This window comes from Polaromonas sp. (genome assembly GCF_012927415.1).
Taxonomy (GTDB): domain Bacteria; phylum Pseudomonadota; class Gammaproteobacteria; order Burkholderiales; family Burkholderiaceae_C; genus Polaromonas.
The window spans coordinates 1-11,217 of the sequence record NZ_JABBPF010000061.1 but is presented as its reverse complement, the minus strand read 5'-3'; the positions used below and the strand labels follow the sequence as shown (position 1 = coordinate 11,217).

The 11,217-nt window shown below is 60.3% G+C and carries 10 protein-coding genes and 4 pseudogenes; 7 read left to right on the top strand and 7 right to left on the bottom strand.

The window, feature by feature from the left end; all coding sequences use genetic code 11:
* Positions 1-262, bottom strand: a pseudogene (locus HHJ19_RS06365) (amino acid ABC transporter permease); the annotation flags it as partial.
* Positions 263-265: 3 nt separating this feature from the next.
* On the bottom strand, positions 266-1,168 hold the full coding sequence (locus HHJ19_RS06360) for a glutamate ABC transporter substrate-binding protein (RefSeq protein ID WP_296905084.1): 903 nt from the start codon (positions 1,166-1,168) through the stop codon (positions 266-268).
* A 252-nt stretch (positions 1,169-1,420) separates the two neighbouring features.
* On the opposite strand from HHJ19_RS06360, the pseudogene HHJ19_RS06355 reads away from it, so the two are divergent.
* The 7 genes and pseudogenes from HHJ19_RS06355 to HHJ19_RS06325 form a co-directional block, all read left to right on the top strand.
* A pseudogene (locus HHJ19_RS06355) lies at positions 1,421-1,570 on the top strand (IS3 family transposase); the annotation flags it as partial.
* Positions 1,571-1,578: 8 nt separating this feature from the next.
* Positions 1,579-1,985 (top strand): annotated as a pseudogene (locus HHJ19_RS06350) (transposase); the annotation flags it as partial.
* Positions 1,982-2,479 (top strand): hypothetical protein, encoded by a 498-nt coding sequence (locus HHJ19_RS06345; RefSeq protein WP_296905082.1) that lies wholly within the window; start codon positions 1,982-1,984, stop codon positions 2,477-2,479. The pseudogene HHJ19_RS06350 and the gene HHJ19_RS06345, both read left to right, overlap by 4 nt.
* A 180-nt stretch (positions 2,480-2,659) precedes the next feature.
* Positions 2,660-2,941, top strand: a complete 282-nt coding sequence (locus HHJ19_RS06340; RefSeq protein ID WP_296905080.1) for a hypothetical protein — start codon at positions 2,660-2,662, stop codon at positions 2,939-2,941.
* Positions 2,942-3,165: 224 nt separating this feature from the next.
* Entirely contained in the window at positions 3,166-3,558 is a 393-nt protein-coding gene (locus HHJ19_RS06335; protein ID WP_296905079.1) for a hypothetical protein, read from the top strand.
* Positions 3,559-3,787: 229 nt separating this feature from the next.
* Positions 3,788-4,483: an ABC transporter ATP-binding protein gene (locus HHJ19_RS06330; protein ID WP_296905077.1), complete on the top strand. Its 696-nt coding sequence runs from the start codon at positions 3,788-3,790 to the stop codon at positions 4,481-4,483.
* 154 nt (positions 4,484-4,637) lie between these two features.
* Positions 4,638-6,917 (top strand): acetoacetate--CoA ligase, encoded by a 2,280-nt coding sequence (locus tag HHJ19_RS06325; RefSeq protein ID WP_296905075.1) that lies wholly within the window; start codon positions 4,638-4,640, stop codon positions 6,915-6,917.
* Positions 6,918-7,075: 158 nt separating this feature from the next.
* Here the strand turns inward: HHJ19_RS06325 and HHJ19_RS06320 are convergent, their stop codons facing one another.
* The 5 genes and pseudogenes from HHJ19_RS06320 to HHJ19_RS06300 all read right to left on the bottom strand — a co-directional run.
* Positions 7,076-7,432, bottom strand: a complete 357-nt coding sequence (locus HHJ19_RS06320; RefSeq protein WP_296905073.1) for a copper-binding protein — start codon at positions 7,430-7,432, stop codon at positions 7,076-7,078.
* Positions 7,429-7,902, bottom strand: a complete 474-nt coding sequence (locus HHJ19_RS06315) for a DUF411 domain-containing protein (protein WP_296905071.1) — start codon at positions 7,900-7,902, stop codon at positions 7,429-7,431. The genes HHJ19_RS06320 and HHJ19_RS06315 overlap by 4 nt, the downstream gene beginning before the upstream one ends.
* 67 nt (positions 7,903-7,969) lie before the next feature.
* Positions 7,970-8,426: pseudogene (locus tag HHJ19_RS06310) on the bottom strand (cupredoxin family protein).
* 35 nt (positions 8,427-8,461) lie between these two features.
* Positions 8,462-9,877, bottom strand: coding sequence for a copper oxidase (locus HHJ19_RS06305; RefSeq protein ID WP_296905069.1), 1,416 nt, complete (start codon positions 9,875-9,877; stop codon positions 8,462-8,464).
* Between the two features lie 75 nt (positions 9,878-9,952).
* A partial coding sequence (locus tag HHJ19_RS06300; protein WP_296905067.1) for a TolC family protein occupies positions 9,953-11,217 on the bottom strand: 1,265 nt, incomplete at its 5' end.

Here is an 11,217-nt window from a genome sequence, read left to right as displayed (position 1 = left end):
AATGTCCCACCCGCACCGGGAGAGGGCCCCGCGCCAACACCATCACTAACAGCCGCCCCGCGGTGGTATTGTTGCGGAATATCTCGACGTCGCCGTTCACAAACCCGCGGAGGGGCCGCAGCGGGAAGAGCCGGAGCACCGTCACGACCATGCCCAGCAAGAAGCCGGCCGCGAACGACACCGCTGTGAGCTTCCATGTCAGCAAAAGGGCCTGCCCGAAGGCAGGCCCGTAGTCGGCCAGGAGCCGGGAGACACTGCCCATCGTTTACGGGAGGGCGGGCGGCGTCGGAACGGCCGTGCTGCCGGTGCGCTGTCCGATGGACACTGTCCAAAGCTTGGCCCAAGTGCCGTCGGTCTCAATCTTCTTCAGGAAGGTATTGATGAAGGCCACGCCATCCGAGCCCTTGGGCAAGCCAACGCCGTAGGGGTCCTGCGCACCAAAGGGCGCGCCCGCTAGTTGCGCGTCGCCGGTTCCGAGGCTCAGCGCATTGAGCAGCAGCGTGTAGTCGGTGACGTAGGCGTCCACGCGCCCCTGGCGCAGTGCGTCGAGGGCCTCCTGGTGCGTCTGGAATTCTTGCACGGTAGCCTTGGGCGCGAATTGCGCCAGGATTGCGGGCCCGGTGGAGCCGGCCTGCGTGGCGGTCTTCTTGCCGGCGAGATTGTTGTACGACTGGATAGTCTTGTTGTTCGCCTTGACCAGCACCCCGGCCTGCGAGGTGTAGTAAGGACCGGCGAACGAGATCTTCTCGGCGCGGGCGGGGGTGATGGAGTAGGTGGCGAACACAATGTCCACCTGGTCGTTGATCAGCACCTGTTCACGTGTGGACGAGGTCACCTGCGTGAACTGGTACTTGGCACCATCGCCCAAGATGTAGCGTGTGATGAGCTGGGCCAGACCTGCGTCGAAGCCGCGGATCTTGCCGTCTTTCTCGTTCAGCAGCGAGAAAAGATTCGAGGTTTGTGTGCCGCCCAGGCGTAGCGTGCCAGCCTGCTTGATCTTGCTGGCCCAGGTACTCGACGCGATGGTCGCAGCGTCGGCGACGGGGCCCTGCGCGACCAGCGCATCAAACGTCGCAGTATTGATGGGCGTGCCCTGTGCGAAAAGCGGCGCACCGGTCACGATCGCCAGTGCGACCACGGTGGATTTCAGGATGGATTGGATAGACATGCATTCCTCTTGGTTGGTGTGTGACGCAGACGAATATATAGCAGTTGGTATAGCAAGTTTGGAATATGCATACTGCTGGCCTGGCCCGTTCACCGTTATGCACGCGATACGGCCATGCCGCCAGCCCTGGCCGTCCCGCCTCCACGCCTCGACGTTTTGGAGCTGTTCCTCGCCTTCTCCTCCGTCGGTCTGAGCGGTTCACGTGGTCACACTTTACTGATGGCAAGGGGATTTCTCTCCTGACTCAGTGCTTTAGCGGTTGCAAACAACGTGCTCAATCGCCAGTTCAATCCAGGCGCTGCGAACAAGGCCCGGGTAAGCGACATCACATACATCAGGACCGCCAGCGGCCGGCTGTATCTGGCGGTGTTGTTGGACCTGTACTCACGCAAGATTGTCGGCTGACATTGCAGCGGCAGAAGGTGCCCGACAGTTCAGCCACTGCCCGGGCACTGGATTGCAGCCTACGGCGCTGGGTGGCGCTCACGCGCTTCGTCGAAGACGAGCAATTGCCCGTGGACAACAACTGAATCGAGAACCAGATCCGGCCAATTGCCATAGACAGGAACAACTGGCTGTTGCCGCCAGCTTGCGCGCGGGCCAGCGTGCGGCTACCGTGATGAGTCTGATCCAGTCAGCGCGCATGAACGGGCATGACCCCTATGGCTACCTCAAGGAGGTTCTGACACGGCTGCCCACGCACAGGGCCAGCCGGGCTGAGGAGTTGCTGCCACATCACTGCCTGAGCAACAACCATGACCACTCGCAGCGGTCAATATGGGATCACCGCGTGCTTACTTTCAATTCCTTTCCATGAATGGACAGGTTGCGGAAGCCATCCCAAGAAACGCGGCGCGAACGCCAGACGACGCCTCCACCCCTCCGATAGACTTCGAAGTCCGTGAGGCTGCAAAGCAGCAGGGAACCAACCTGGGGAATTTCCACCACCGACGCAAGACCACCGCCGAACTCAGCAAGTATTTCGCCGGTTTTTATGTTCACCCTGTAGCATTGCCCTCCGGCAAGCACGGTTGCCTCAAGCTCCCCTTCGATGGCGAAGACGGTCGAGAATTTCGTCAACCCTGGCTGGAAATTGCCTACCTAGCACCAGCGTTCCGCTGTGCCAAATTCCACCACCAAACCTTCGCTATGCAGGCCCTTTCCGCTCGCACTGAACTGGCGCCAGGGGCTGCCTACTCCGGGCAGTCCGGGAAGAATTCTTGGGACATCGTAAATAGCCATGAGATGCCTATGTCCGTTTTTGGCCTGGTGCGGGTGCAGCGATCCTCGAAATTGGCGCCACATTGCTGACACCCAACCTGTCGATGTCAACGTCGGGTATTGAGCGAAGCAGCTTGGATAACCCTATGTCGGCAGTCAGTCTTGAGCGGCCCTTCGACTCACAAAACTTCAAAATCAGGTTCTGAACCATTTCAGTCCTGCAGTAACGAGTTTCAGTTATCGCAAGCCAAGACCTGGCCGTCAGAACTCATGGCTCGCTGCGCGAGTTCAACCACGACCGCGGCGGTGACTGAGTGGGTGGTGCACGATGAGCGGTTAGCGGTGGGCTGCGACCGCACCAATGGGCTGGCGGCGGCAGCTATTCCGGCGCGCAGCGCCGCGCGCATGAACCCGGTGCAGGCGATCCGGTCGTGCGATTTTTTTCGTCTGCGCAGGGACTCCATCGACCCGTTGCGGTCATTGAGCTCGGTGTTCGAGCGGCAGCAATGCAGCAGCGAAAACAGTCTTTCAAAAAGCACCCCATCTGGGTAAGTAGCTGATTGAAGCCTAGAATCAAATCGCGCGAGCTGCGTGATTCACCGGAATTTTTATAACTGAATTAAAAATTGAGAAAGCCGCGCAAGGAAGACCGAAAGCCATTTTCAGGAAAATTCGACGGCCAACTTATGAAGCAAAGTCCCACTCATAGAGCGGGTTTTGTTCTGGAAATTCGTCAGGCCTCACAACACGCGCCCTCATCGTCAGCCCATTGCCCTATGAAGCATGACCTTTTTTTCGTATTGATACTGGCGCTTTCTCACAGCGCGAAGGCCGAGCCACACCAATGCACATTTGAAACAGGAGCCGTTGTTGAAACCGAGTTTCCCTGCGAGCCAGCGAGGGTTGAAAGGTTTGGAAAACGGCTAATCGAAATTTACCCGGAAGTGCGAGAGATAAATACGAGTCCTGACTACATCATGGGTCTGTATACCTTTGCGATGACCAGTTGCACGGCACAGTTCGCAAAGATGACACCGGAAGAAATCGGAGTGAACGGCGAACCGTTCTTTCCCAGGGAAATGCTTGCAGCAATGGTCAAGGCGGGACGCGAAGTCATCTGCCCAAGGCCTCAATCGAGCAGCCCGACATGCAATGGGAGTCTTCGGTGACGCCCAATCAGGCAGGCAACGGGCCCCCGGATCACCTTTCGTGCGGGGTCTGCTGTTGCTGGTTAATGCCCATTCGAATAACACCGAGGAAGAACCGCCAATGACCGGTGCCAGTGGCTGACGTTCAACCCACGGCGCCCGGCCGATCGCGGTCGCGCCGTAAAACGTCTGCCTAGCGCAGGCGGTGGCCCGGACCGCAAACCTGATGCGATCACAATAGTCAGATCGCATGACCACTCCACCCGTCCCCATCCTGCAGCTGGCAGACATCCGCCGCAGCTATAACGTCGGCACGGAAGTCGAAACCGAGGTGCTGCACGGCATCAGCCTGGCGTTGCAGCAGGCCGAATTCGTCGCGCTCAAGGGTCCGTCGGGTTCAGGCAAAAGTACGCTGCTCAACATCATCGGCCTGCTGGAGCGACCGACCTCCGGCACGCTGGAGATCGCCGGGCGGCCAACCCGCTCGCTGAACGACGCGCAAATCACCGCACTGCGCGGCGCCACCATCGGTTTCGTGTTCCAGTTCCACCATTTGCTGCCGGCCTTTACCGCGCTGGAAAACGTGCTGATGCCGTCCATCATCGCGCACGGTACCGCGTCGGCTGAGGCCGAAGCCAACGCCCGCGACCTGCTGGCCCGGGTCGGCCTGAAGGACGCGGAGTACAAGCGCCCGGGCGAGCTTTCAGGCGGCATGCAGCAGCGCGTGGCGATCGCCCGCGCGCTGTCGCTCAGGCCGCGGCTGATCCTGGCCGACGAGCCGACCGGCAACCTCGACACTGTTTCGGCCGACGAGGTGTTCGGGCTGCTGCGCGAGTTCAATCGCGACCACGGCAGCGCCTGCCTGATCGTCACCCATGACCCGCGCCTGGCCGCGCGCTCTGACCGTATCATCGAGCTGGTCGATGGGCATCTGGTGGCAATCTGAATGCTATTAATTAAATAGCTGTAAGAGACCGTAATTATTGGACTACAGGCCTGAATGGTGTTGAATTGACAGCGAAGTCATGCCGCTCAGGCAAGACGGCGCCGCTCCGTGATCAAACCGTGACACCGTGCGATCCCAAAAGAAAGAAACCAGCATGAGCGAGACAGAACCAGCGCCCTACATTCCCCAGATCCGGCTCTACCAGGACTGGCTGCGCGAGCACCGCGGTCTGAGTTTTCAGACCTACCAGGAACTCTGGCGCTGGTCGACGACCGATCTTGACGGTTTCTGGCAAAGCATCTGGGACTATTTCGGCATGCAGTCGCCGACGCCCCACAGCGCTGTGCTGGCTGACAACGTGATGCCGGGCGCGGTCTGGTTTCCGGGCGCAAAAGCCAACTATGCACAGCAGGTGTTTCGCCATGTCCTGCCGGCGCAAGCGGCGGGGTTGCCGGCCATCATCAGCCGCAACGAAAAGGGCCGGCACCGCGAACTGGGCTGGCCCGAGCTGCGCCGCCAGGTTGCCTCGCTGGCGCTGCACCTGCAAGGCCAGGGCGTGCAGCCTGGCGACCGGGTGGCCGCTTACCTGCCCAACATCGCGGAGGCCATGGTGGCGTTTCTGGCGACGGTAAGCCTTGGCGGTGTGTGGAGCATCTGCGCGCCCGACATGGGTACCAACGCAGTGCTCGACCGCTTCAGACAGATCGAGCCCAAGGTGCTGATCGCCTGTGACGGCGTGACCTATGGCGGGCGCGATATTGACCGCATGGCGGTGGTGCACGAGCTGCGTCAGGCGCTGCCCACGGTTCAGCACCTGATCCTGCACAACAATTTGGGCAGCGCCGATGAATTTCAGGCTGCTATTGATTCAATAGCAAGTTGTGCCCGATTCGACTGGACAACAGCCCGAAATGATGCTGAAACGGCAGATTTCGAGCCGCTGTGGCTGCCGTTTGACCATCCGCTGTGGATTGTTTACTCCAGCGGCACCACCGGCCTGCCCAAGCCCATCGTGCACGGCCACGGCGGCACGGTGCTGGTGGCGCTGGCGCTCAAAAGCCTGCACAACGACGTCGGCTGCAGCTACCAGGCCAACAGCCGGGGCGAACGTTTTCACTGGTACAGCTCGACCGGTTGGGTGATGTGGAATGCACAGCTGAGCGGCCTGCTCAACGGCACCACCTGCGTGATTTACGACGGCAACCCCGGCGGCACCAGGGACAAACCCGACTGGAGCACACTCTGGCGCTTTGCCGCCGACACCGGCGTTACCTTCTTCGGCGCCGGCGCGGCCTTCTATGCCAACTGCATGAAGGCGGGGGTGGACTTGTCCACCTGCGGCGACTTGTCGGCTATTCGCGCACTGGGGACAACCGGCTCGCCACTCTCGCCCGAGGCGCAGATGTGGGGTACAGAGCAGTTCCGGCGCATCGCGGCGTTGCACCCGACCATCAACCGGGCAAGTTCAGCCCTCCCGGGGGAAAGCGCAGTACGCGCAGCGGCAGGCGTGGAGGCCGACATCTGGTGGTGCAACATCTCGGGCGGCACGGATTTTTGCGGCGCCTTCATTGGCGGTAACCGCGAGCTGCCGCAGCAGCCGGGCGTCATGCAATGCCGTCTGCTGGGCTGCGCTGTCGAGGCGTGGAACGAAGCCGGACTGCCGGTGCTGGGCGAGGTGGGTGAGCTGGTTTGCAGCCAACCCATCCCGTCGATGCCGCTGTACTTTTGGGGTGACGAAAACAATGCGCGCTACCTCGCCAGCTATTTCGAGATGTACCCGGCCGGCCATGGCCGCAAACCCGGCGGAGGCCTGCCCGTGCCTCCACGCTCCCCTTCTGCGGGGGGGTCGCTGGTTCCCGAAGGGGCTGCTTCGGTCCTGGAGCGGCCCGGCGACCGGAACCTCGGGCCTGAGGCCGGCGGCGTCTGGCGGCATGGTGACTGGCTGCGCGTCGGCACGAAAGAACAGGGCGCATCGGACGACGGAAACCAGGGCTGCGTCATCTTCGGCCGCAGTGACGCCACCATCAACCGCCATGGCCTGCGCATGGGCACCAGCGAGCTGTACAGCGCCATCGAGGCCTTGCCCGAAGTGCTGGATTCGCTGGTGGTGGATCTGGAGTACCTCGGCCGCGAAAGCTATATGCCGCTGTTCGTGGTGCTGAAAAGCGGGGTGTTGCTGGATGGCGCCATGAAGGCAAAACTCGGCAACGCCGTCAGGACGGCACTCAGTCCGCGCTTTGTGCCCGACGACATTTTTCATGTCGCCGAAATTCCGCGCACTCTTTCGGGCAAGAAGCAGGAACTGCCGATCAAGAAACTGCTGCTCGGGCAGCCGCTGGAAAAAGTGGTGAACCGCGATGCGATGGCCAATCCTGGCTGCCTGGACTGGTATGTCGCATTTGCAGCCACGCGGCTGGCGCAGCAGCCGGCTTGAAAGCGACTTCCTGGTGCGGGATACCAGGCGCTCCATGCGCGCTCACTCCGCAGAAAATGCCAGCGGAACAAATCTCGCTGCCGGCACAAAACCATCGCCATCCGGCCTGCGGGGCAAACCGAAGAAAAGGCAGGTGTCGGGCTTTATTTGCCTTCGCCTTATTTGGCGGGCTGAATACTGGTGACGACGATGGCGCCACCCGCTTTTTCTGCCGTGAACCGGACCTTGTCGCCAGTCTTCAGCTTGTCGAGCATTGCCGGATCCCTGACCTGGAACACCATCGTCATGCCGGGCATCTCAAGGTTCTTGATTTCACCGTGCTTGAGTGTGATTTTTTTATTGTCCTTGTCAATTTTTCGCACCTCCGCGTCCACCATTTCCGTTGAATCCATGGGCGCCATTTTGTGCGTGGCGTCCATGTTCATCGTGCCCGTGTCGGGGGTTTTGGCCGTTTGGGCATGAGCTGCGCCGAGCAGCAAGGTTGAAGCGACCAGCATTGCCTTGAGTGTTTTCATGATAGTTTCTTTGCAGAGGAGGTTGAGTAATAGGACTGATAAACACGGGAACTGCCGTCTTTCAGGACGAGTAAAACGTCGAAGGCATCGCGCTTGCCGTCAACTTCCATGCCCGGTGAGCCCATTGGCATGCCTGGCGCGGCGAGTCCGCGCGCGTCAGGATTTTCACGTTGCAGTCTTCGCAACTCTTGCGCCGGAACGTGACCTTCAATCACGTAGCTGCCCAGTCGGGCCGTGTGGCAGGAGCCCCATTTTTCCGGCATTCCGAGCTTCTGCCGGATGGGCGCAGTGTCTTTGACATCGTTTGTAACGACGACAAAACCGCTTTTTTTCAGATGCGTCACCCATTCACCACAACAGCCGCAGGTTGGACTCTTCCAGACTGTGATCTGGTCTTTGTCGGTGCCGGCTAGTGCGCTCAGGGGTTGACCGAGTAGGGTGACGCCGGCCGCGGCCAGCGAGAGCCGCAAGGCAGACCGGCGGGAAACAGCGTTCAAACTTGTGATTGACATGATGCGCTTTCGTTTGTGTTGAAGATCATTTCGCTGCCACCTTGACCAGGCCCCTCATGCCGGCATCAAAGTGGCCAGGCTGCAGGCAAGCGAAGTCCACCTTGCCGGTCCTGGTGAATTGCCAGATGATCTCGCCGCTTTTGCCTGGCGCCACCGTGACCATGTTGGCATTCAGGGTTCTTTTTCATCACTTCGTAATGATCGCGGAGGTCTTTTTCAGTGCCCAGCACCATCTCGTGCTTGACCTTGCCATTGTTCCTGGCGACAAAGCGGATCGTTTCCCCTTGCTTGACAGAAATCAGTGACGAGTGAAAGCGCATATCGTCAGTCATGTCCACGACGACAGTGCGTGTGACTCTGGAAACGACGCCGGGCTTGCCAATGGCGGCCTCGTCGTGGCCGCCTGCGTGATTGCCCGAGGCGATGGCTGACATGGCCAGGAAAATGGCGGGGATAGCGAACAGGATGTTGCGCGATTTCATGAAATACCTTTCAGGATGGGAGGCTAAAAACTGACTCAATGTTGCATGTTGCCCATGGCGGGTTTGCGCACCAGAACTTCGATTTCTTTCGCGTTCTTTTGCGCGCGTGGCATTGACTGCCCGCCTTCAGACTGAAAGCGTGCGGGCTCTGCCAGAGCGCCTTTGTATTCAAAAGCGACGGTGCCGGCTGGGTGCTTGTACCAACCGGGGTCTTTGTAGTCGCCGGGCTTCTGTTCCTTGCGCACTTTCAATACGCTGAACATGCCGCCCATTTCGACCGAGCCGAACGGGCCCTGGCCAGTCATCATGGGAATGGTGTTGTCGGGCAAGGGCATCTCCATTTCTGCCATGTCGGCCATGCCGCGCTCGCCCATCACCATGTAGTCGGGAATGAGGCTGGTGATTTTTTTGGCGATGACGCGGTGGTCCACGCCAATCATGGTCGGAACGTCGTGCCCCATGGCGTTCATCGTGTGATGGCTCTTGTGGCAATGGAAAGCCCAGTCGCCCTCCTCATCGGCCACGAACTCCAGCTGCCGCATCTGGCCGACAGCCACATCGGCGGTGACCTCGGGCCAGCGAGCGCTTTTGGGCGTTGGGCCGCCGTCAGTGCCTGTGACCTGGAACTCATGACCGTGCAAATGCATGGGATGGTTGGTCATTGTCAGATTGCCGACGCGGATCCGCACCTTGTCATTCTTGCGCACATTGAGCGAGTCGATGCCCGGAAAGATTCGGCTGTTCCAGCTCCACAGATTGAAGTCGAGCATGGTCATGATTTTCGGCGTGTAGCTGCCTGGATCAATGTCGTAGGCATTGAGCAGGAACACGAAATCGCGATCGACCTCGTCAATCAGGGGATGCCTGGCCTTGGGGTGAGTAATCCAGAAGCCCATCATGCCCATCGCCATCTGCGTCATCTCGTCGGCATGCGGGTGGTACATGAAAGTGCCGGGCCGTCGCGCGACAAACTCATACACAAAGGTCTTGCCGGGCTGAATGGCATTCTGGGTAAGGCCTGACACGCCATCCATGCCGCTGGGCAGGCGCTGGCCGTGCCAGTGCACGCTGGTGTGCTCGGGCAGTTTGTTGGTGACAAACATCCGCACGCGGTCGCCCTCGACAACCTCGATGGTGGGACCGGGCGACTGGCCGTTATAGCCCCACAGGTGGGCCTTCATGCCGGGCGCCATCTCGCGTACCACGGGTTCGGCCACCAGGTGAAACTCCTTCACGCCGTTGTTCATGCGCCAGGGCAGGGTCCAGCAGTTCAGCGTCACCAACGGGTTGTAGGGTCGCCCGCTGTTGGGCACCAAAGGCGGCATGGTATCGGGCTTGGTCTGGAAAACCGGTTCAGGCAAAGCCGCCATGGCGACCCGGCTGACAGTGGCTGCGGCTATCGCACCGCCGGCGATACCGGCTGCCTTGAAAAACTGTCTTCTTGAATTCATACCGCGTTCCTCTTGACCAGGTTTTTAAATAGATCGGACGCCAGTCTGCACAAGCACCGGCATGAAATACACCAATCAGTGGGCTGCATCGCCGCCTCCACCCGTTGCGCTTATTGGCGCTGCAGTGGGCGCCATCACTGGCTTGCCCATCACCGCGGCCTGTAGCGAAGCGTCTGCCAGCCAGAATTGCTGTTCAGACGAAATCGCAGCCATCACGCTGCCAACCTCTGCACGCGAATCAGCCAGGAACTCGAAAACGCCAATCAGCATGCCGTTGTAGCGGAGCACGTTCTCTTCCGAGATGGTCTTGCGCAACGGAATGACCTCATCGCGGTAATGTCTGGCAACGTCGTAGGCCGTGCGGTAGGCCGAATACCCTTCACGCAGGTTGGACCCGGCGACGCGTACAGCCGCCTCCAGCCGGTTGGCTGCTGCCAGGGTTTGCGCGTTCATCGCATCACGCTGGTTGCCGCCCCAATCGAAGATGGGCAGGCGTATACCGATCTCGAAGCCTCTTCCGGTGTTTTGCGTGCCGGCTGCATCGTCAAATTTCGTATTTCTGCGAACACCCAACTCAATATCCGTGAAGGTCGTCAAGGTGTTCAGTCCCTGCGCCTTCGCAGCAGTCTCGAAGTTTGACTGGGCAAGACGAATGTCCAGCCTCGACATCCCGGCCAGCTTGCTGACCTCGCCAGGGTCGCGCGGCTCCCTCGGCAGATCGGGGAGCCTCTCGGCAAGTTTGAGCTGCACGGCTTGCGCATCGTTGAGGCCGAGCAGGCGAACGAGTCCTTCGCGCGATGAAGTCGCCGTGTGCTGTGCACCCGCGAGCTGGGTTGCCGCGTCGGTGTAGAACACCTGCTGGCGCGCGCGGGCGAGCTTGCTGAAATTGCCAGCGGCCTGCATCCGGCGGGCGAGCTCGGCACTGGCCTCTGCGCTGTCGAACACCTGCCTCGCATAACTCAGCATTTGTTGCGCAGCAACCGCCCTGACCCATGCCTGCCGAACCTGGGTCACTTGATCGATCACATCGGAGGTCAGGCGCAACTGCCCTTGCGTGATGCGCCGCTGCGCTATACCGGCTCTCCGGGGTAGCGTCAACAGGTCGAGCAGGCCGAAGGAGAGTAAACGCCCAATTTCAAGTTCGTCGCCGGCGCGCAGGCGTTCAAACGTGAATAGAGGATTGGTAATCCGCCCCGACTGCGCTGCGCTGGCCGAACTCGCCCAGTTTTCGGCCAGCATGGCTTGCAGTGCAGGGCTGTTGACCAGGGCAAGTTGCACGGCATCGCCCTGGCTTAAAGGTTGTTTCAGCAAGTCTGCGGCGCTGCTGTCAAATGCCTTGC